The sequence below is a fragment of the Leptolyngbya sp. GB1-A1 genome (assembly GCF_039962475.1).
GTDB lineage: Bacteria > Cyanobacteriota > Cyanobacteriia > Elainellales > Elainellaceae > Leptolyngbya_A.
The window spans coordinates 416,356-436,895 of record NZ_JAMPLI010000002.1 but is presented as its reverse complement, the minus strand read 5'-3'; the positions used below and the strand labels follow the sequence as shown (position 1 = coordinate 436,895).

The 20,540-nt window shown below is 51.8% G+C and carries 19 protein-coding genes; 7 read left to right on the top strand and 12 right to left on the bottom strand.

What is annotated here, in order from left to right; translation table 11 throughout:
* Positions 1–116: 116 nt before the first annotated feature.
* The 3 genes from NDI45_RS03825 to glmM all read right to left on the bottom strand — a co-directional run bounded on the left by NDI45_RS03825 (position 117) and on the right by glmM (position 3,641).
* Complete coding sequence (locus NDI45_RS03825; RefSeq protein ID WP_190792768.1) at positions 117–902, bottom strand: TIGR03943 family protein; 786 nt, start codon at positions 900–902, stop codon at positions 117–119.
* 67 nt (positions 903–969) lie between these two features.
* The gene (locus NDI45_RS03820) at positions 970–2,007 is read right to left on the bottom strand and encodes a permease (RefSeq protein WP_348246403.1); all 1,038 of its coding nucleotides are present in this window, start codon (positions 2,005–2,007) and stop codon (positions 970–972) included.
* A 179-nt stretch (positions 2,008–2,186) separates the two neighbouring features.
* A complete protein-coding gene (gene glmM / locus NDI45_RS03815; RefSeq protein WP_348246401.1) occupies positions 2,187–3,641 on the bottom strand; it encodes a phosphoglucosamine mutase in 1,455 nt (484 codons plus the stop codon).
* Between glmM and NDI45_RS03810 the strand changes: the two genes are divergently transcribed.
* Positions 3,577–3,720: a hypothetical protein gene (locus tag NDI45_RS03810; RefSeq protein ID WP_348246426.1), complete on the top strand. Its 144-nt coding sequence runs from the start codon at positions 3,577–3,579 to the stop codon at positions 3,718–3,720. The two genes, glmM and NDI45_RS03810, sit on opposite strands and share 65 nt — an antisense overlap.
* A gap of 441 nt (positions 3,721–4,161) precedes the next feature.
* On the opposite strand, the gene NDI45_RS03805 is transcribed toward NDI45_RS03810, so the two are convergent.
* Positions 4,162–4,458, bottom strand: coding sequence for a hypothetical protein (locus tag NDI45_RS03805; protein WP_190792771.1), 297 nt, complete (start codon positions 4,456–4,458; stop codon positions 4,162–4,164).
* Positions 4,459–4,775: 317 nt separating this feature from the next.
* Here NDI45_RS03805 and NDI45_RS03800 point away from each other — a divergent pair, with 317 nt between their 5' ends.
* Entirely contained in the window at positions 4,776–6,461 is a 1,686-nt protein-coding gene (locus NDI45_RS03800) for an alpha-amylase family protein (protein ID WP_348246399.1), read from the top strand.
* 62 nt (positions 6,462–6,523) lie between these two features.
* Here the strand turns inward: NDI45_RS03800 and NDI45_RS03795 are convergent, their stop codons facing one another.
* Positions 6,524–6,874, bottom strand: coding sequence for a hypothetical protein (locus NDI45_RS03795; RefSeq protein WP_190792774.1), 351 nt, complete (start codon positions 6,872–6,874; stop codon positions 6,524–6,526).
* A 564-nt stretch (positions 6,875–7,438) separates the two neighbouring features.
* Between NDI45_RS03795 and NDI45_RS03790 the strand changes: the two genes are divergently transcribed.
* Genes NDI45_RS03790 through NDI45_RS03775 form a run of 4 tightly spaced genes read left to right on the top strand, consistent with a single transcriptional unit; the run spans position 7,439 to position 10,545 of the window.
* Positions 7,439–8,980, top strand: coding sequence for an acyl--CoA ligase (locus NDI45_RS03790; protein WP_348246396.1), 1,542 nt, complete (start codon positions 7,439–7,441; stop codon positions 8,978–8,980).
* Positions 8,977–9,951 carry a 2-dehydropantoate 2-reductase gene (locus NDI45_RS03785; protein ID WP_190792776.1) on the top strand — a complete coding sequence of 325 codons (975 nt, stop codon included), beginning with the start codon at positions 8,977–8,979 and terminating at the stop codon, positions 9,949–9,951. The genes NDI45_RS03790 and NDI45_RS03785 overlap by 4 nt, the downstream gene beginning before the upstream one ends.
* 35 nt (positions 9,952–9,986) lie before the next feature.
* Positions 9,987–10,364 carry a hypothetical protein gene (locus tag NDI45_RS03780; protein WP_348246394.1) on the top strand — a complete coding sequence of 126 codons (378 nt, stop codon included), beginning with the start codon at positions 9,987–9,989 and terminating at the stop codon, positions 10,362–10,364.
* A gap of 46 nt (positions 10,365–10,410) precedes the next feature.
* A complete protein-coding gene (locus tag NDI45_RS03775) occupies positions 10,411–10,545 on the top strand; it encodes a hypothetical protein (protein WP_348246392.1) in 135 nt (44 codons plus the stop codon).
* Positions 10,546–10,676: 131 nt separating this feature from the next.
* Here NDI45_RS03775 and NDI45_RS03770 read toward each other — a convergent pair whose 3' ends face one another.
* The 5 genes from NDI45_RS03770 to NDI45_RS03750 form a co-directional block, all read right to left on the bottom strand.
* Positions 10,677–11,681 (bottom strand): hypothetical protein, encoded by a 1,005-nt coding sequence (locus NDI45_RS03770; RefSeq protein WP_348246390.1) that lies wholly within the window; start codon positions 11,679–11,681, stop codon positions 10,677–10,679.
* Between the two features lie 195 nt (positions 11,682–11,876).
* Positions 11,877–12,194, bottom strand: coding sequence for a hypothetical protein (locus tag NDI45_RS03765; RefSeq protein WP_348246388.1), 318 nt, complete (start codon positions 12,192–12,194; stop codon positions 11,877–11,879).
* Positions 12,195–12,416: 222 nt separating this feature from the next.
* A complete protein-coding gene (dnaA, locus tag NDI45_RS03760; RefSeq protein ID WP_190792699.1) occupies positions 12,417–13,805 on the bottom strand; it encodes a chromosomal replication initiator protein DnaA in 1,389 nt (462 codons plus the stop codon).
* A 278-nt stretch (positions 13,806–14,083) separates the two neighbouring features.
* Positions 14,084–15,100: a ribonuclease HI gene (gene rnhA, locus NDI45_RS03755; protein WP_348246386.1), complete on the bottom strand. Its 1,017-nt coding sequence runs from the start codon at positions 15,098–15,100 to the stop codon at positions 14,084–14,086.
* Between the two features lie 69 nt (positions 15,101–15,169).
* Positions 15,170–16,405: an acetate kinase gene (locus NDI45_RS03750; RefSeq protein WP_348246384.1), complete on the bottom strand. Its 1,236-nt coding sequence runs from the start codon at positions 16,403–16,405 to the stop codon at positions 15,170–15,172.
* A 129-nt stretch (positions 16,406–16,534) separates the two neighbouring features.
* On the opposite strand from NDI45_RS03750, the gene psaK reads away from it, so the two are divergent.
* On the top strand, positions 16,535–16,795 hold the full coding sequence (gene psaK / locus NDI45_RS03745) for a photosystem I reaction center subunit PsaK (RefSeq protein WP_190792696.1): 261 nt from the start codon (positions 16,535–16,537) through the stop codon (positions 16,793–16,795).
* A gap of 494 nt (positions 16,796–17,289) precedes the next feature.
* Here the strand turns inward: psaK and NDI45_RS03740 are convergent, their stop codons facing one another.
* Together NDI45_RS03740 and NDI45_RS03735 are read right to left on the bottom strand one after the other, a co-directional pair.
* Positions 17,290–18,417: a DegT/DnrJ/EryC1/StrS family aminotransferase gene (locus tag NDI45_RS03740; protein WP_348246382.1), complete on the bottom strand. Its 1,128-nt coding sequence runs from the start codon at positions 18,415–18,417 to the stop codon at positions 17,290–17,292.
* 285 nt (positions 18,418–18,702) lie between these two features.
* The gene (locus tag NDI45_RS03735; RefSeq protein WP_348246424.1) at positions 18,703–20,523 is read right to left on the bottom strand and encodes an N-acetylmuramoyl-L-alanine amidase; all 1,821 of its coding nucleotides are present in this window, start codon (positions 20,521–20,523) and stop codon (positions 18,703–18,705) included.
* Between the last annotated feature and the right edge of the window lie 17 nt (positions 20,524–20,540).

Here is a 20,540-nt window from a genome sequence, read left to right as displayed (position 1 = left end):
TAGTTGTCGATGAACGTGACGGTAGTGACTGCTTCACGGGGTGCAACCATTGCCCTGGCTCGCCTTCAGCAAACTTGTCCCTATTTTACTCCTTCTAGAGTGATGAAACAGGGATATTAGTAGTCGTAGGGATTTTGCGGTTTAGGAATCGCCTGAAGCCGCTCTGCCTGGATCACAAGCTGCCGCTTATTGTCGATCGTCTCTGTAATCATCTTGCCCTCTACTCGAAACCACTGATCTGCGGGGTAAGCGGCACGGCTGCCAGCAAGCTTCACAGGCAAACCGACCGGATACACATCCGCAGCACAGCAGGTAATCACGAAGCGAGAAATCATCAGATAATCATCTGGCAAGCTGGGCAGGTGAATCGCAAATCCATCGACGTTTGCTTTTTGCCCTTTGTAAGCATCCGGTTCGGGGTACACATTCAGTGTTCGCACCCATTCGATGATCGATCGGTCTTCAGGACGCTTATTGCCGCGAAAGGCTTGGGGCTGCGATCGGGTCATGCTCAGCGTGTCAGTTACGCCTCGATTAAGAGCAACATCGCTGGCAAACGGCTGGGGCGTAAACTGCAAGCCAAACAGTGCGACAGCTAACAGTAAGCCGCTACTCCATCCCGGCGGAAACAGGGAAAAGTGAGCGGGCATTGCCGTGGGTCTAAGCCGATTCGAGCGACGCATTCGCCAGAGAAACTGCCCCAGTTTGTACAGACCCAATCCCACCAGAAAAAATCCGGCAGAATATGCCAGCCAGATATAGCCCGGATGCAGCAGCACGTTAATTTTGCCAGTCAGCCAATACTTTAGCAGCAGCGCACCCCAAGCAAGAATTGCCAGCACATCCAGCAGGGGTTGCAGCCAGAGCAAGCGAGGAGCGATCGGCTTTGAACTTAGGGTCATATCAATCGGAAAAGAGAAAACGTCTGCAACAGAAAAAGTTTGGTTCAGGGCTAGCTTTGGTTCAGGGCTAGCTAACGTAGAGATTTACTAGCAACGCTATCAGAAACGTCATTTGCCCCGCCAGCAAGAAGAGGTAAACGATCGCCCTTGTCCGAAACACCGACAGCAGCAGCGCAATATTCTTCAAGTCGATCATGGGACCAAAGATCAGAAACGCCAGCAGCGATCCAGTGGTAAACGTCGAGGCAAACGACAGCGCAAAAAAGGAATCCACTGTCGAGCAAATCGACACTATGCAAGCCAACACCATCATTGCCACGATCGAGCTAACCTGCCCCTGTCCCAGCCCCAGCACCACTTCACGCGGAACTGCAATTTGCACGATCGCCGCTACCGCACTTCCCAAAATCAAAATGCCACCCAGTTCGCGCAATTCTTGAATAATGTTATCTACCATCAGCCGCAGGCGATCGGCAAAGGGTTTTGACAAAACAGGATTCTCTGGCAGGGCGGCCATCGCAGCCAGATTACCGTCTAAACGAAAAGGCTGCTCCTGTTGTCCCAGAATGAACGTACCGGACTGAAGCAGCGTTGGCGTACTGTCCTGATGCTTGCCTTTGCCTTTCGAGGGTTTTTCGGGCGGAACGGGCATCGCACGGGCGATCGCAGGCTGCATCAGCGGACGCAAATCTGCCTGCGTACTGAACACCCAGCCAATTACCGTGGCAATCAGTAGCGAACAGCCCACCCGCAAAAACACTAGCTCCGGCTGATCGCGAAACGCTGTCCATGTTGCCCAAAACACGATCGGATTCACCGTCGGAGCCGCCAGCAAAAAGCCGATCGCCATTGCTCCCGGCGCACCTTGCACGATCAGCCGTCGCGCTACGGGAACGTTCCCGCACTCGCACACCGGAAACAGGAAACCAATCAAACTGCCCACAAATGCTGCTAGCAGCGGGTTTTTCGGCACAAGCTGAATTAACCGCCGCTCATCTACAAAAAGCAGCAGCGTACTGGAAAAAAGCACCCCCAGCAGCAGGAACGGAATCGCTTCAACCAGCAGGCTAAAAAAGAGCGTCAGAGCGTTGTTGAGCTGATTCATGCAGAAATAGGGAACCTAAAACAATGTAGAGAACTGTGATTACCCCAAGGGGAACGCCTTCGCATCGGTGAACTGCTGCTGAGCTATTCTACCCGATCGCCGAAACCAAACGGAGTCCTCCCCCTATCTCCTCACTCCGTCATCTCCCCATTTCCTCACCGCTCCACTCATCCACCCTTCTACCCCACATACTTCTGCACCGCCGCCACCAGAGCCTCCGTCCAATAATGAGTCAGCTCTGCACTCTCAGCCTCTACCATGACGCGAATCACAGGTTCCGTTCCCGATGCCCGCACCAGCACCCGACCCCGATCGCCCATTACCGCTTCTGCCTGAGCAATCTTCTGCTGAAGTGTGTCGTCCTGCTGCCAGTTGAGCCGATGCTCCCGGTCTTCCACCCGCACGTTTTTGAGAATCTGGGGATAGGTCTGGAAGCTTTGATCCACCAGTTCTGTGAGCGAAGTGCCCGCTCGCTTGACCAGCGAAGCCAGATGCAGAGCCGTTAGTAAGCCATCGCCCGAGACGCCGTAGTGAGGACAGAGAATGTGTCCTGACTGTTCGCCGCCCAGCATGGCACCCTGCTTTAGCATTTCCGCCTGCACATACTGATCGCCTACCGCCGTCCGAATCAGCGATCCGCCCTGCTTCTTCCAGGCATGCTCAAAGCCGAGGTTTGCCATCACCGTGGAAACGATCAGGTTATTGGGAAGCTGATTTGCCTGCCGCAACGCCTGACCCCAAAGATACAAAATGTAGTCACCATCTACAGTGCGACCTGTGCTGTCTACTGCCATGACGCGATCGGCATCGCCATCAAACGCAAACCCTAGATCTGCGCTATGAGTCAGAACGGCAGCTTTGAGCGATTCCAAATGGGTCGAGCCGCAGTTAACATTAATGCGATCGCCTTTGGGTTCAGCATGGAGGCTAATCACTTCTGCGCCCATTTGCTGAAAAATGATCGGAGCGACCTGAGCCGCCGCACCCCAAGCCAGATCGAGGACAATCTTCAGACCCGACAGATTCGGGTAGGACAACAGCGGACCCCGGAGTGAGGCGAGATAATCTTTCACCAGTTCAGGACGATGGTAGTGCTGTCCCCAGGATGAGGAGAGAGCTTCTGTGCCCCAGTCTGTTTCGCCGCGCAAAGCAGACTCGATCGCTGCTTGCAGTTCGGTTGCCAGCTTTGTGCCGTTTGCGCCAAAAAACTTGATGCCGTTATCTTCGGGCGGATTGTGGCTCGCAGAAATCATTACGCCGCCGATCGCATCCGTGGCATGGGTCAGCTGAGCAACAGCAGGGGTGGGACACAAGCCCAGATTCCACACTTCTAGTCCGGCAGCAGTCAAACCCGCGGACAGGGCCATCGCCAGCATATCGCTGGAGTTGCGGGAATCTTGACCTAGGATGATCGCACCGGGACTGCTGCTATGCAGACGAAGCACTTGCCCTGCCCAGTAGCCCACCTGAAGCGCAAGCGGCGCCGAAAGCAAATCTCCCACCTTGCCTCGGATTCCATCTGTACCAAACAACTTGGCTGGAAGGGTCATCGCTCCCCAATTCAAGCCAGTGCTGGATAGAGCAAAGTTAACAGGAGGCGATATTTTTCCAGACGGTACAGACGATAAAACCATAAAGACCACTCCATACATCACACTCAAAGCGGAGAATAACACGGTTGCCCGCCAGGAGGAAATTCACCTCGCGGTTTAGTTTTTCTTGCATTGCGCCAAATTGCATTCAATAGGAATCAAATTCCGTTGAAATCCTGTTGGACAAGGCTGCAAATGACCTGCTTAATCCAACCCATTGCCGCCTGATTCTTAATTGCGATCGAACCTGCACAAGCCAGATACTCTCCTGGTAGCACGGACTACTGCTCAACCGGATTTGTTTCGTTAGCTTCGTACACCTTGATAACAAAAATCCTGACAACCAAAATCTTGACAACCAAGATTTAGAACAAAGCAGCGATCGAATTCTGACTGCTCTTTCCTCTAAAAATTAAACTGCAAGATTAAGTCTCTAAGAATGCTATTTCTTTCTGAAAATACCTCAGTATATCCGGAGAAATCAGTGCAAATATTTATACCCGATCGGTTGTGAGCTAATTGCGTAGGTATAACCGTATAACTTTTTGAGGAATGAGGTAGCCTATAGCCCGATCTCCGCCAACAATTCTTCTATATCTGCTAGCGATCGCCCCTGCTCAATGTATCGAGGATTTTGTGGGTTAAAGGGTCCATACAATCGATCGATCGCCGTAATCGTCGCGTTTTCTGGTAAAACAGGCACCTCTGGATCGTAGGCAGTCGGACGCATTAGCGAACTCGAAAACCCTTTAAAGATGGCGATCTCATCCAGTTCTCCTTCAATCTCAGCATAAACCAGCAACACTTCTTGAGGACGTTTGAGCGTGTATAGTTCTAGGCGACGGGCGATCGAAGTCACAGCTTCAGCTTCAATAAAACAACTCTCTGATTGTCTAAGATTTGGGGCACGATCGGATAGGATTGCGATCGATATCGTTAGCGGCTGTATCGCAGGATCTTCTTCAAAGCAGATGCAATTCAACATCAACAATTCAATATTAGAAGATACAATCTGGCTAGCCGGAAGGAATGCACCAACCCGAAATGAAGTACTTAGGGTTTACTTGTCGTTCAATGATTAAAGGCAAAGGGTTTTTGGCGTGTACATTGGCGTACACAAAAAATTCCTTGTCCGCTCTGTAAGTTTGAATCAAGTGAGTAGGTATTGTAAGGCTTATGCTGGATTTATGGTACAAAAACACCATCATTTATTGTCTCGATGTGGAAACCTTTCGGGATAGTGATGGAGATGGTGTGGGTGATTTCCCAGGACTGACTGAATGCCTTGATTATTTATCAGGTTTGGGAATTACCTGTATCTGGCTAATGCCGTTCTATCCCAGCCCAAATCGTGATAACGGCTATGACGTGACTGACTATTACAATGTCGATTCGCGTTTGGGCACATTAGGCGATTTTGTTGAATTTACGCGGCAGGCAAATCATCGCGGCATTCGGGTGATTGTCGATCTGGTGGTGAATCATACCTCAACCGAACATCCGTGGTTTCAGGCAGCTTGCAGTGATCAACAATCAAAATACCGGGATTACTACGTTTGGAAAGAAAAAAAGCCAGAGGACGCAGACGAAGGCATCGTATTTCCAGGGCGACAATCGACCACATGGACGTATCAAGAACAGGCACAAGCCTTCTATCATCACCGCTTTTATGAGCATCAAGCAGACCTCAACATTGCCAATCCCACAGTGAGGCAGGAAATCTGCAAGATCATGGGCTTCTGGCTTCAGTTAGGTGTGTCAGGTTTTCGGGTGGATGCTGCACCTTATCTGATTGAGCTACAGGGCGTGGAAGACCAGGCAGATGTAACCGATCCTTTTACCTACCTGAGCGAATTTCGTGATTTTCTCTCCTGGCGGCGCGGCGATGCGATCGTCCTGGCAGAAGCAAATATCAGCATCGAGGAAATGCCCAAATACTTTGGCAATGGCGATCGAATGCAGATGCTATTTGGGTTTATCGTCAATCAGCAGATGATGCTGTCGCTAGTGCGCGAGGAAGCCGCTCCGCTGGTCAATGCGCTAAAGTCCCTGCCGCCGATTCCCCAGATCGGACAATGGGCAATTTTTGTGCGAAATCATGATGAGCTGTCGCTGGATAAACTCACCCCCACTGAACAAGAGGAAGTTGCCGATCAGTTTGCGCCCGATCGCGAGCAGATGTGGATTTTCGATCGCGGCATTCGCAGGCGGTTACCGCCAATGGTGGAGGGCAACATCCGGCGGATTCAGCTTGCCTACAGCCTCATGCTGACCCTGCCCGGCACGCCTGTGCTGTTTTATGGCGAAGAGATTGGCATGGGCGAAGATTTATCGCTTGATGAGCGTAATTCTACCCGAACTCCAATGCAGTGGTCGGACGCACCGAATGGAGGATTCTCCACTGCGCCAAGCGAGAAACTGATTCGTCCTGTGATTTCCGAGGGGCAATTTGGCTATGCTGCCGTGAATGTCATGGATCAGCGGCGCGATCCCAAATCGTTGCTCAACTGGATGGAGCGGGCAATTCGGATGCGAAAAGAATGTCCTGAATTCGGCTGGGGCAAGTGGCAAATCCTGGATACGGGAAAGCCGCAAGTGTTTGCCCACCGCTGCGAGTGGCAGAAGGGTGCGGTAGTTGCGCTTCACAATCTCTCTAGTCAGCCCTGCACGGTAACGCTAAGCAGTTCGCCGGAAAATAGTCCGCCAGGAAACAGTCCGCCCGAGAACCTGCCGGAGAACGATCACCATTGGCTGGAACTGTTAGGCGACTGCCCCTATGAACCGTTAAAAGGCGCGTCTCGCGAGATTTACCTGGAGAGTTATGGGTTCCGCTGGTTTCGCGTCTGTTCCCGAGGAGTCTAGTGATTTATGAATTTAATCTATGAGTCTACAAGTGAAACAGCAAGTGAAACGGCAATCGATCGCTAGTAATAACCTGCGCTGTCGTGCTGCTTAATAGCTGCCTGATACGCACGATCGGCTAAAAGACGCGGAACGAGCTGTCCGTTTTCATCGAGCAAGCCTTCGCGCTGCATGAATTTGTAGATAATTTCGGACATCAACCGTTCAACGTGCAACGTTTCGCCTTCAAGCCATTGATGAATTTCGAGGGCTTGAGGTTCTTCTTTCGGACAATTGGCAGTGTAGTAGCGAAACTTCCGAACTTCTCGGAGCAAACCAACTAGATAAGCAGGACATTCACAGGAGATAACATCAGAGATATTGCAGATCTCTTGAAGCTCCTCATCGGAGAATTGGGGAGTGATTGCAGTCATTGGGAAAATGAATCTCCTAACACGATCCACAGGGGTTCCACAGAGACATTCTGGCAGGGCGGTTAATGTTGCCAGGATAAACGTAGATGCTTCGATCAACGTTCAAAAACAGGGACTACAGGTTGAAAGGCAAATGGAGATAGAGTGTATCTCAGCCGATCCTTAAATTGCACATCCTTCTTAACTGCACTTATAGGATACCCATTGAGGATTTGGTTTATTTTAGCTGGGGGCCACACCCGGAAAAAATACCTCTAGAGGAGTAGAAACTACGTAATTGTTAAGCATTAGAAGGTGATATTAAATACACGAATCTACTCTTAAAGGGGCACTTTGCTAATACAGTCGAGCAGCAATCGTCACAATCACGGCTCAGGAGAATTGTTGGTGAGTATCCGAGGTGCGGCATGGTTGCCCCAATTCCTGAGTGCTGCCTCAATCCCTTAATGTTAAAGGACTTTCTAGAGGACTTTAAAGCTCTCAAGCTCAGGCTTCTGTCTTGAATCAAGCTGATACAATCAATCGTATTTTCCCGCAACGCCCAATCTTTTTGCAATTCCTTTCATGACTGCAACGCTACCTCCATCTACAACATTACTCGATTTGCTACTTGGTGAAGATGACCAGATCGCGCTGATTGCGCCCAATTCTCCCGGCATTTCCTATCGCCAACTGCGGCAGCACGTCGTTGCTCTGGTAGAAACGCTGAACCAGTTTGGCATCAGTCGAGGCGATCGGATTGTGATTGCAATGCCCAACGGCGTCGAGATGATCATCACGTATCTGGCGGCGGCAATGTGCGGCACAGCAGCCCCTCTCAACCCGAAATACAAGCCTGAAGAATTTGCTTTTTACTATGAAGACACGCAGGCAGCCGCGCTGATTACCCTTAATGACGGCATCGAAGCTGCGCGGTCGTCTGTCCTGCCAGAGATGCTGCTGATTAAAGCCACAGCAAACCCAGACGGAATGCTGACCTTTGAGAAAACTGGAGGAGCCGCTCGACCCGCAAAATCGCCGGAATTAGCCGTTTCTGAAGACGTAGCAATGATTTTGCACACCAGTGGCACTACCAGCCGTCCGAAGCGAGTTCCGATTCGCCATCGCAATCTGGCAGCCTCGGCGACAAATATTATCGGAACCTACGGCCTCACCGCCGCCGATCGCGCTTTGTGCATTATGCCGCTGTTTCATGTGCATGGCATTGTCGCTTCGATGCTGTCTACCCTGGCATCCGGCGGTACGGTGATCTGTCCGAATGGCTTTAACGCAATGGAGTTTTGGAGCATTCTGACCGAATTTCAGCCAACCTGGTATTCCGCCGTGCCCACCATGCACCAGCTTCTTTTATCACGGGCAGAGCGCAACCGAGAGGCGATCGCCGCCAGCCGCCTCAGATTTATTCGATCGAGCAGTTCTTCGCTCCCGCCGATCATCCTGGAGCGGCTAGAGCAGACCTTTAACGCGCCCGTGCTGGAAGCCTACAGCATGACCGAAGCTGCCCATCAGATGACCTCGAATCCTATGCCTCCGGCAGCACACAAAGCAGGCACAGTCGGCTATGGTCACGGTGTTGAAGTCGGAATTATGAATGAGGCAGGCAATCTCCTGGCATCCGGCGAACTGGGGGAAGTGGTGGTTCGCGGCGCAAATGTCGTAGACGGCTACGAAAATAATTCAGAGGCAAACGCCAAAGCATTCACCAACCGCTGGTTTCGCACGGGAGATCAAGGCTACCTTGATCCAGAGGGCTATTTATCCCTGACCGGGCGCATTAAAGAGCTGATCAACCGGGGCGGCGAGAAGATTTCTCCGCTTGAGGTCGATAACCTGCTGCTGCGTCATTCGGCAGTGGCAGAAGCGATCGCCTTTGCAGTTCCTCATAAAATGCTGGGCGAAGATATCCATGCGGCAGTGGTGCTTAAGGGCGATCGGACAGCGAGCGAGAAAGAGCTGCGCGACTATTGCGCCGAACATCTGGCAGAGTTCAAAATTCCCCGGCAATTTCACCTTCTGACTGAGATCCCCCGTGGAGCAACCGGGAAGCTGCAACGACTCAAAATGGCAGAACTGCTGAATCTAAGCGCAGAGGGCAAATCACCATGAGAATCTGCATTGTTGGGGCGGGTGCGATCGGCGGCTATCTGGGTGCAAAGCTGGCACTTGCCGGAGAACAAGTGACCCTTATCGCACGAGGGGCGCACCTGGAAGCGATCCAGACCCACGGGCTAAAACTGAGATCGCCCAATGGAACCGAAGAAGCGGTGAAAGAAGTGTTTGCGACCCAGGACATTCGCCAGGCAGGAACCCAGGATATCGTCGTCGTCGCGTTAAAAACCCAGAGTGTCCCTGCGATCGCCCCCCAATTGCCCGCCCTTTACGGATCGGAAACGATCGTCGTCACCGCACAAAACGGCATTCCCTGGTGGTATTTCCGCAAGCTGGACACCCCTTATGCAGATTACCGGATTCGGGCAGTTGATCCTGACGGAACAGTCGAGGCAAATATTTCGGTCGATCGTGTGATTGGCTGCATTGTTTATCCGGCGGCAGAACTGGCGGCTCCCGGTGTGGTGCAGCATTTGAAAGGCGATCGGTTTACCCTGGGCGAACTAGATGGCTCCAAGAGCGATCGGCTGCAAAAACTCGCACAAACGTTCCGGCATGCAGGCTTAAAGGCTCCCGTACGAAACCAGATTCGCAATGAGCTATGGGTCAAGCTCTGGGGCAACCTGGCGTTTAACCCCCTCAGTGCCCTCACCCGCGCCACCCTAGAGCAAATCTGTCAGTATGCCCTCACTCGTGATCTGGCACGAGCCATGATGCAGGAAGCGCAGACGATCGCTGAAAAGCTGGGCGTAGAGTTCGGCATTTCCCTGGAGCAGCGGATTCAGGGCGCAGAAGAAGTCGGGGCACACAAAACCTCTATGCTGCAAGATATTGAAGCCAGACGACCAACCGAAGTAGACGCGATTGTCGGGTCTGTTGCCGAACTGGGAAGGCTGACCCAAACGCCAACCCCTCACATTGATGCAATTTATGCCAGCGTTAAACTGCTAGAGGAGCAGTACAAATAACGATCGGATGAGATCTCCCTGAAGGAGCACCGATTATGACTCGCGATGCAGCAGTTAGCCATGCCCAACTCAAACAGCTCCAAATGATTAACCGCAGCGGTGAACATTTGCTAATGCTAATTAATGACGTTTTAGAGATGTCAAAGATTAAAGCAGGTAGAACAACATTAAACGAAAATAGTTTTAGTCTATATCAGCTTTTGCAATCAATCGAAGAGACATTTCAACTTAAAGCAAACGCAAAAGGGCTAGAACTTATCTTTGAACAGAATGGAAATGTCCCGGAATATCTCCAGGCAGATAAAGGAAAACTGCAGCAGGTTTTAATTAACCTGATTGGCAACGCGATCAAATTTACAGAAAGTGGACGGGTTACGGTTCGCACGGTGGTGAGTAATCAGTCTAATTGTTGAAGACCAATGGGGAAATCACCAGTGGCTCGATCGCCTGCTTACACTAATGGAATTTGAATTGCGCGAAGACCAAACTGCAATTGCCCAAACTCTGAGTGATCTGGTCGATCGCCTTCAGTTTCAAGAGATTGTCGCGCTGACGCAAAATTTCGCTACCCAAACCAGTCATGAGCTAGATTAAAAAACCGTGCTTGGAGTTAGCACGGCTCATGCATTACACAAATTGAATTAAATCTGCCAGGTAAACTGCACCCTGAAAAAATAAAAATCACTGTATCTCGGTATGCACAATCAAGAATCGGTGCGAGTGCTTTAGCCCTCCTGATGGCTTGGCATCGACTCAACCGATCTGCGCTTCAATAGTTTGGCTGCTCCGATCGCACTTAGAACGATCGCCGTAGTCACACCTGGTTCGGGAACCTTCGCAGGTGGGGCTGGAGGTGGCGACACAAGAACGACAGGAGGAATATAAGGAGCCGGAACCGGAGCTGGAGCTGGAGTCGGAGCCGGAACCGGAGCTGGAGCTGGAGTCGGAGCTGGAGCTGGAGTCGAGTCTTGAGTCGGAACTGGAGCCGGAGCCGGAGCTGGAGCCGGAACCGGAGCTGGAGCTGGAGCCGGAGCTGGAGCTGGAGTCGAGTCTTGAGTCGGAACTGGAGCCGGAGCCGGAGCTGGAGCCGGAACCGGAGCTGGAGCTGGAGCCGGAGCTGGAGCTGGAGCTGGGGTCGGAGTTATGGGAGCGGTTCCCACCAGCTTACTGCTGCCCTCACGATTCGTTCCGACGCTTTGAACGCGCACCCCAAAGCTTTGATTCGTAAACAGAGACAGATCTAACTTGTGACCCAGTTTATGAGAGAGGGTAAAGACTGTCGATTGAATGTCATCACCGGCACCAATTCCTTGTGTACCAATCTCAACACCGGCATCAAAGAATTGCTTCTCACCCTTTCTACCCTCACCGTTCAGGTTGTTTCCGTTACCCAGCTCATTCACCTTACCGGCATCAAAGAGAAATTGGGATACGTTTGCTCCAGTTATGGTGAGATTCTTCAAAAGCGAATCATCACTAATGTTGAAGAAAATTCCCCGCAGATCTGCGAGATTAACGGTTCGATCGACATCCACCTTGAACTGAATGTTTCCAGCTCCGGCTGCCTGATCGTCTAGCGTGAAGTTTATTTTGGCAGGATCGCCTGTAAACGGGCTGACGCTAAAGGACAAAGAAGCCGCACTTGCAGACGAAAAGTTGCCTGCAACCAGGGGAAGAGAGACTGCGGTCAGGGCCACGGGGAGGAGCCTTGTTAAAACAATATGCTTCATGGAAATCGACTCCGCGTTGCAATAAAATAACAGAGTTACTGTATGCAACCTACACTATTTTCAAGGAAAACAAATCACGATTTCCACGCGCTTAATTGACTTTTTATTGATTGCAAAATCAATCCGAGAAAGTACGGAATTGCAAAATTTATCTCGGAAATTACCTGCGTTTTCGATCGCTCACTTTCTTATTAATTAAGCCGTTTTGTGAGGCAAAGCCTGTACATTTACGGATGGTTGCATCGGCGGTTTACCGTTTGCTTTTGCAGTTGCAGGGGGTAGAGGTTGGATTAGATCAGATTGGGAACCATTTTGAGTGCTATTGACGCTGCTAGTTCCGTTACCAGGGTTAGGCATCCACCAAGCCATAATTCCCGTAACGCCGCCCCAATAGAGTGCCTGATAGCTATCCTGCTGATCGGTAACTGCGAGTTTGTAGAGGCTAAATGTTAAGACGACCGTGCTGAATGCGACCTGAACAAAAAACTTCCAGGTTTCCTGATTATTTTTCATGAACTTGACCTTGAAGATAAGTGACAGCTAGGTGAAGTGAAAAGCGTACTGAGCAGCAGAGTTTTTTCACTGTCTCTCGCTATGAATAATCCTCAAGAGAGAGATCGGAAATTTCGTAAATCCCGAACAGCTTTATCAACCTGTTATCGCTCTATCCGCGAATTCTCTAAATTCTTCAATCCAAGCAAGACTAAAGCAACAGAAACTAGTTCCTATCCGGCATCAGCGGCGGGATTGATTCGGAGCGTGATTGGGAAGCGTAATTCGATCGCTAATTTGACGTAGATTCCTTGCCATTTCTGGATCAGCATTCTTTTGCTGAGAAATTTTCTCGCAGCTATACATCACGGTCGTATGATCCTTGCCGCCAAACACTTCGCCAATTTTTGGCAGACTCAAACCTGTATGCTGACGCATCAGGTACATTCCAATCTGTCTTGCCGTGCTAATTTCTCGACGACGCGAACTGCCCTTTAGATCTTCGATCGAGATGCCAAACGTTTCGACGATCGCATTCATCACGGCATCGGGGGAGGCTCCCACCTGGTCGCTGGGCGGATTAAGCACCGGGGCAATGTTCTCTACCGTCATCGGCAAACCGGAAATCGAAATATAGGCAACTGCCCGAATCAGTGCCCCTTCCAGTTCCCGAATGTTAGAGGTGTAGCTGCTGGCGATATATTCAATCACTTCACGAGGCAACCGCATATTCTCGTACTCTGCCTTTTTTTGCAGAATTGCCATGCGGGTTTCCAGATCGGGCGGCTGAATGTCGGCGATCAGCCCCATTGAGAACCGGGAGCAAAGCCGTTCTTGCAGACGGGGAATGTGATTGGGCGGACGATCGGAAGCGAGAACCACCTGCTTGCCTGCTTCGTGCAGCGTGTTGAACGTGTGAAAGAACTCTTCCTGCGTGTATTCCTTGCCTTCGATGAACTGAATATCGTCTACCAGCAACACATCAACTGCGCGATAATGCTCCCGAAAGCTCTGCATACTGTCTTTCCGAATTGCAGCAATCAGGTCGTTGGTAAACTGCTCAGTTGAGACGTAGAAGATTTTCGAGCGCGGGTCGATCTCTAGCCGATAGTGCCCGATCGCCTGCATCAGGTGAGTTTTGCCCAGTCCAACCCCCCCGCAGAGAAACAGCGGATTAAACTCGCGTCCGGGTGACTCTGCCACTGCGAGAGAAGCGGCGTGTGCCATGCGGTTGTTTGCACCAACGACGAAGCGCGAAAAAATGTACTTCTGATTTAGCTCGGTATGCCGCACTCGGTTGGCAGGCGGTTCTGCCGGGGGAACTTCCGCAGGCTGCGACCATACCATTTCTGAAGTTTCGGGCAAACCCTCGGACTCTGCCCCCGGTTTTACCACAATATGGATATCCACCGATCGCCCCAAAAGCTCTTGTACGACCTCGGCGATCGTCTTGACATAGTACTTCTGGAGCCAGTTTCGAGCAAAGGGGTTGGGGGTGCAAATCACCAGACAGTGATCGTCGAGCCGCTCGGCAGTGGCAGATTTAATCCAGGTTTCAAAAGTCGGGCGACTAAGTTGGAGTTGCAGCCGCTCCAAAACCTGATTCCAGAAGTTTTCCAGGCTAATTTCCACTGCTCACCTCAATGCTCGATCGCCACAGGACAAAATGAATGCTCAAATATCGTCACGTTCACCCACCTACACTCAAATCCTGCCAGTCTATTTCATATTCTTTTTCTAAGGGAAATTATTGCTGGATGCCCAGCCCACTTCAAGCAGCCCGCTAGATGTTGCGTAGAGGATGCCCTTTCGATCAAGATGTGGTGATATTATGCAGACAAACTGCCAAGAAAGCTAGAGAGCGATTGTTCTGATTCCACCCCTCACCGTCTCATTCCCTCACTCATCCCCTAATCCACCCGCTCGAGCTGCCAAAGAATCTGATTTCCCTCCCGCCGCACTCGCGAAACAACCCAATTGCGCCACACCCAGTTATCGCCGCGACTGGTCACTGCGCTCGCGTTCACATCCATTAGGTCTGCCAGCTCGGAACTGGTAATCAAGTAGCCCTGCTGAGCAATTTCGTCTGCCATTCGCAGCGTTTCGACTAGGCCTCGCAACATCGAGACCCGGACTTCACGCGGCAGGTCTGACCCCTCAGTCAGCGCAGATGAGTTGGTGGAATCTACCATAGTTAAGTCTGAAGTTAAGTTTGATCCGGCTTGCTCCGCGATCGAAAACTCGTGGGGTTGTCTGTGCGGTTGAGAGGATTGTATCGCTTCCTTCTGAGTCTGGTCAGTATTTACCGTAGCGAGATTGAGTATAGCTGGAGCTGTTGAACCGTTTTCTGGAGAAATGCGGCTCTGTGGCTCCCACTCAACAGGATCCCGCTCACTGGAACCCTGATTACCAGAACCCCGATCACTGGGACTCGGCGTCTTTTGGCTCAAGACGGGAGTTTGTCCCAGCGAAAAGGCACGGGCGATCGTATCACACCGTTCGTTGCCTTCGTTGCCCGAATGTCCGCGCACGTACTGCCACTTAAAAGCCGGAATCTGCTGCACTGCTTTTTGATTGAGCTGATCGAGCAGTTCCCAGAGATCCTGATTCAGAACGGGCTTTCCCGCAGAAGTTTTCCAGCCTTTGCGCTTCCAGCCGCTAACCCACTTGGTAATGCCGTTTTTGACATACTCGCTGTCGGTGTAGAGCGTCACAGATTCGGTCTGCGGGGAATTGAGCAAGTATTCCAGGGCTGCGATCGCCGCCTGCATTTCCATCCGGTTGTTGGTCGTTTGGCGATCGGCTCCGCCTAGCTCATACACCGAACCGTCGTCATAATAAATCACCGTGCCCCAGCCTCCTGGTCCTGGATTGCCAGAACAGGCTCCATCGGTATAAATACGCTGAATATTGGGTTGAGCAGTCATGGAGGAAAAGGCATCGATTACAGCAGCTTATTAATATACCGTGCAAGTCGATCAGTGGATAAAAATCAGCTAAGCCTGGAGAAGTTCCCAGCAGTCCCGTGCGATCGTCCAATCTTCCTGCGTGTGGATTACCCAGACGGGAATTGCCGAATCAGGGGCAGAAATCAAGGCGTCTTCCGAAGAAACCGTTTGAGCCGGATCAAGCTTTACGCCTAGCCAGGTTAACGGCTCACAAGCAGCCGATCGCACCAGGGCAGAATTTTCGCCCACACCGCCCGTAAACACCAGTGCGTCCAGTCCTCCCAGGCTCATCAGCATTCCCCCAATTTCTCTTCGGAGCCGATGCAGATAAATGTCGAGTGCCAGCCGAGCCCGGTAGCTTCGCTGTTCCCCGGAGGGGTCATCGTTCCCAGATTCGATTGCCTGCATGACCGCTCGCATATCGTTAGATACGCCGGAAATGCCCAGCAGTCCTGATTCTTTATTGAGCAATTGATCGAGGCGATCGGCGGTGTAGCCCTCTTGTCGCATGAGATAAATCAAAATACTGGGGTCAACACTGCCTGAGCGTGTGCCCATCATTAATCCATCCAGGGGAGTGAAGCCCATTGTCGTATCAATGCTGCGCCCGTTTTGAATCGCAGCCAGCGAGCAGCCGTTGCCCAGGTGACAGGTAATCAGCTTTAGTTCGCTCAGATCTCGCGCCATCAAGTCCGCCGTGCGCTGGGCGCAGTAGCGGTGGCTCGTGCCGTGAAACCCATAACGACGAATTCCTTTTTTGATCCAGTCATAGGAACCGGGATAGATCGCGGCGGCATCGGGCATCTGGGCATGAAAGGCAGTGTCAAAGACAGCAACCTGCGGCACATCGCCTAAGATTTGCTCGATCGCCTCAATACCTTCTAAGTTGGCAGGATTGTGAACGGGCGCAAGGGTTGAGAGCCGATCGATAGTGGCTTTGACCTCCGACGTGATCCGGATGCTGGTGTGATAGTCCTTGCCACCATGAACCACCCGATGCCCGACAACCTGAACTTCTTGCGGATTGGCAATCACCTGCGTTGCCCCTGTCCAGAGGGTTCCCAGCAGACGGTTTATCACCTGAGCCCGGGGCGAAGCGGGTAATTCTGCTTTTACCTTGCCGCCTTCAGTCGTGACGCTTAGTTCTGCCACGTTGGGCTGATGCGTCCAGTCAATCTTTGCCTCCCAGAGCGGATTTGGGGGCTGTGTCGGCAGCAAATCGCCAATCTCATAAAGACAGCTTTTCTGGCTACTCGATCCGGCATTCATCACCAGAATCTTCATCAGCTCACATCCTGTGCGGTCAGAAATGATCACCAATGTTAACTATTACTGCAATTCTTCGATACAGCGTCCCGTTTTTTGGTAAAACTCCGAAACAAGCGATCGTTAATAATCAAAGGAGACAAACCCTTGTTTACTGCTCTCATCGCTGATGTTGTTGCAAGACTACCTGAGTGGACTCCCACCGTTGGTTTAATCATGCTTGCCTGTAACCTGGTTGCTCTGGCGATCGGGAAGGTGGGCATCCGCTATCCCAAAGTGGGACCCGGAATTCCCATTCTGTCAGATACGCTGGGTCTGAGTGCAGCAGCAATCCTGGCAGCGACCAGCTTTGGTCATATTATCGGTACAGGCGTCATCCTGGGCTTGACAAACGCTGGCGTGATTTAACCCAGATTTTGCTGTAATTCGTTTTATCGAACAGTTCTCTTTTTTGCTTTTATTCCGCTTAAGGCGATCGGTCAGGGTCAAATCCCTGACTTTTTTGTTGGTTCTTATTTGTTAGTTCTTATTAAAAATGTTAATTCTGGGGACTAGACCGCTTGCACGAATGCGGCTCTCGGCTTAAATTCCTCTTCCAGAACGTAGAGAGACTTGAACCTCACTGAGGCTCTTTTGTCTTGCTCCCCTTCGCTCTTGGTGAGAGAAGGAGTTGGGGGATAAGGGGAAGCTTGGATTCTTGCAGGAGACATCATGATCAATCGCGCTCATCACCACGAATGAAACGCAATTTTCAAAGCAGGTCTATTGTCTCAGCCTGGCAATCAAGCTGCGATAATTCTGCCTCGATCGCCGCTTAGAAGGCAAACCCTCGCGCATGAGACTATAACACTGCTGAAAAGACGCTGCTGAAAAAAGCAGGCGGTTTTGGTGAAGTTCGCAAGTTATTGGAGACTGTCCTTTAGGGCGTAAACAATCTGATCCTGCTGGAGCGGTGAAAGTTCTGGAAACATTGGCAGAGAAAGCACTTCCTGCGCCATTTGTTCAGAAACAGGCAGTTGCCCCGGCTGATAGCCCAGCGACGCATAAACGGGCTGCAAATGCAGGGGCATCGGATAGTAGATCATGGAGCTGACCTGCTGCTCCTGGAGACGTTGCCGCACTCGATCGCGCTCATGAGACAAGTTGCCCTTGCTGAGCACCCGAATGGTGTACTGATTCCAAACCGAGGTTCCGCCTGCGATCGTTTGAGGCGACTGGATACCGGGGAGGGGCTGAAGCAGTTGGGTATAGCGATCGGCGATCGTCTGACGCTGGGCATTCCACTGATTGAGATAGCGCAGTTTAATCAGCAAAATGGTTGCCTGTACTGCATCAAGGCGGCTGTTCACGCCAACTTCTTCGTAGCGATATCGCTGACATTGTCCGTGGTCGCGTAGCATTCGCACCCGGCTGGCGATCGTCGGATCGTTTGTTGTAATGGCTCCCCCATCGCCGCAGGCTCCCAGATTCTTAGTTGGGAAAAAGCTAAAGCAGCCCACATGACCGATACTGCCAACTTTTGCCCCATTCCACTCTGCCCCGGTGGATTGAGCGCAGTCTTCAATCACAGAGAGGTGGTGCTTTTGGGCGATTTCCATTACCCGCGTCATATCCACAGGCTGACCAAACAGATGTACCGGGATAATGGCTTTGGTGCGATCGGTAATGGCAGCTTCTACCTGATCGAGATTCAGATTAAACGTTGCCGCATCGATATCCACAAAAACGGGCGTTGCGCCCACTGCGCTCACTGTTTCAGCCGTAGCAACGAAGGTAAACGGCGTGGTAATGACTTCATCCCCTGCGCCAATATTGAGCGATCGGAGTGCGAGATAAAGCGCATCGGTTCCAGAATTGCAGGTAATGCCGTGAGCCGTACCAACAAACTGCGCGAACTGCTGCTCAAACTGCTCCACCGGACTGCCGCCAATATATCGCCCAGATGCGAGAACTTCTAGGACAGCAGCACCCACTTCTTCGCCAATCAGCTTGTATTGCTCAGTTAAATCAAATGGGGGAATCGAATTCACTTGCGTTTACCGGGTTTTTAAGTCGAAATGCGATTTAGCTAAACAGGACTATCTTGCCTTATCTGGCTCGCGATCGGAAGAGACGCACTTTCGTAAAAAGGATGGTTAAAGAGGTTTGAAACAGATAGCGTGCCCAAAACTGCTTCCTGCCCCCAATTCTGGAGGGAACCGAGCCAATCACGCTCACGTTCAAAGTCCTCCAAAGTTGGGGGATTTAGAGGGCAATAGTAGGATTGCCACGCCTTGAACCACCTAGAGACACGCCGCAAACCACTTAGAGAGAGTCTATGGAGTCGAACTCCGAGCATCAATCCAAGCCTGAATTCCATCTGCCAGCGCGTCAGCAAGCCGCTCCTGCTCCTGGGGATCGGTGATCCACTCAAACTCATCTGGATTAATCATAAAGCCCAGTTCGAGGAGGACAGTTGGGGAAACGGTGGGTCGAGTCAGAGCCAGATTGTTCCAGAAAGTGCCGTAGGAAGGGCGATCGAGCTTTTCTACCAGGTAATCGTGCAGAAATACCGCCAGGTCGTGGGACTGCGGGTTGTACCAGAAGGTGCCAACGCCCGCTGTGTTTTCTGCGTCTCCGTTATCGGGCAGCGCGTTGTAGTGGATGCTGAGCGCGATCATCGGTTCTTGTGCATCAATAAAATCCATACGCGGACGCAAATCCAGATCGATATCGGCTTCTCGCGTCATAGAAACCCTTGCCCCTCTCGCTTCGAGCCGATCGCGTAGCAGGTTAGACACCACCAGAACCGCATCTTTTTCGGGGTAGCCCGTTGGACCTCGCGATCCCAGATCTTCGGGCCCGCCATGTCCGGGATCAAGGACAATCGAAACACCTTCTAGCTCTCGTCCCGTTCTCATCGGCGGATGCCGGAATGCCAGAATCAGGGTGGTTCCCTCATAGCGCATCCGGTAGCCCCACTGCTGGTCTGACTTCAGATGAAAAACGTATTGCACCTGATTGGGGCTGGGCTGTTGCCAATCCATTCGCCGAATCACGGGATCATTGTCCATATAGATCGTGTCGGTCTGGGCAGTAGTGTTGTACAGGTTCAAGGTGAAGGTGCGATCGTCCTCTTGTACGCTCAAGGGCACGGCAACCTGGAGGGGAAACAGCACTTCTGTCCAGTCTCCGGCTTCACGCGATCGAATGCTGCGAATCAGGCTTTGGGGCGGCATCGCGTTGGCAATTACTTGAGTTTCGGAAGCGCGAATCCAGGCTCCGTAGTCTAACCGCAGCCATTCTCCAGTGCGGGCGGTAACGGAGGCTCTGGTTCCTTTCGGGAGGGGAGTCAGGCGCGAATAGTCAGTGCTAGGTCCGGTGCGGGCGGCTCCCGGATCAGCAGTCACTTCCACCACTTGAAGCTGATTCGGCGAGAGCAGTTCCACTTTGCCGCTGCCTTGTTGAGTTACGGTTTGCCCGTTCAAGCTGAGGCGAAAAGTGGGAAAGCCCAAATCCTCAGTTCCACGCGCAGGCGCGAGCATAAAACCGCTTTGAATCGCATTCCCATCGCTTAACCTCGGCTGAAGTTCAGACGGAAACGTGGTGCAGCCCTCATAGGCGATCGCCTCTGACATTGCATTCGATGAAGTCGGCTGGTTTTGCAGCGTCAGAACGGCAGCATTGGGCGGCAAACTAACCGCATTGGGCTGAGGCAACAGCGGGAGCGATCGATCCTTTAGCGTCACCGAAACAGTCGCATTCGCAGGCGCGATCGCACTAAAGCAAATCGGCTCATTAGGCAGGCGAGCAATATTTTCCGCAGGGGAGAGCGACCCTTCTGCAAAAGCAGTTCCCACAGGAGCAGGCGGCTGGCCAGACGTGCGAATGACACGCAAGGTCAGCGTTTGGGAGCTAGCCTGGAGCGTGAAAACATTCTCTCCTATCTGAAGCGGAAAGCTGGGCGCAAAATGTCCTGCCGCACTGCGATCGATTGTTTGTCCGTTGACCATAACCGTCTCGCTTGCCGGAGCCGTGCCGATAAGAAAGATGCGATCGGAAGTGGTTTCGTGCTGGTCAGGTGGATAGACCACCGAAAGCGGCTGTTCTGCACTGGCGGGCTGTTCTGCTCTAGCACTATCTACAAGAAATGTCATGCCGATCGCTATCCCAA

Coding starts and splice junctions, on each gene's coding strand:
- rnhA (WP_348246386.1), bottom strand. CDS start 15,100: ATGACTGCTCAACCCAATATTCAGCGTATTTATACCGATGGAGCCTGT.
- NDI45_RS03770 (WP_348246390.1), bottom strand. CDS start 11,681: ATGAAGCATATTGTTTTAACAAGGCTCCTCCCCGTGGCCCTGACCGCA.
- NDI45_RS03800 (WP_348246399.1), top strand. CDS start 4,776: ATGCTGGATTTATGGTACAAAAACACCATCATTTATTGTCTCGATGTG.
- NDI45_RS03780 (WP_348246394.1), top strand. CDS start 9,987: ATGACTCGCGATGCAGCAGTTAGCCATGCCCAACTCAAACAGCTCCAA.
- NDI45_RS03825 (WP_190792768.1), bottom strand. CDS start 902: ATGACCCTAAGTTCAAAGCCGATCGCTCCTCGCTTGCTCTGGCTGCAA.
- NDI45_RS03785 (WP_190792776.1), top strand. CDS start 8,977: ATGAGAATCTGCATTGTTGGGGCGGGTGCGATCGGCGGCTATCTGGGT.
- NDI45_RS03735 (WP_348246424.1), bottom strand. CDS start 20,523: ATGACATTTCTTGTAGATAGTGCTAGAGCAGAACAGCCCGCCAGTGCA.
- NDI45_RS03750 (WP_348246384.1), bottom strand. CDS start 16,405: ATGAAGATTCTGGTGATGAATGCCGGATCGAGTAGCCAGAAAAGCTGT.
- NDI45_RS03790 (WP_348246396.1), top strand. CDS start 7,439: ATGACTGCAACGCTACCTCCATCTACAACATTACTCGATTTGCTACTT.
- NDI45_RS03765 (WP_348246388.1), bottom strand. CDS start 12,194: ATGAAAAATAATCAGGAAACCTGGAAGTTTTTTGTTCAGGTCGCATTC.
- glmM (WP_348246401.1), bottom strand. CDS start 3,641: ATGGTTTTATCGTCTGTACCGTCTGGAAAAATATCGCCTCCTGTTAAC.
- NDI45_RS03775 (WP_348246392.1), top strand. CDS start 10,411: ATGGAATTTGAATTGCGCGAAGACCAAACTGCAATTGCCCAAACTCTG.
- NDI45_RS03820 (WP_348246403.1), bottom strand. CDS start 2,007: ATGAATCAGCTCAACAACGCTCTGACGCTCTTTTTTAGCCTGCTGGTT.
- NDI45_RS03795 (WP_190792774.1), bottom strand. CDS start 6,874: ATGACTGCAATCACTCCCCAATTCTCCGATGAGGAGCTTCAAGAGATC.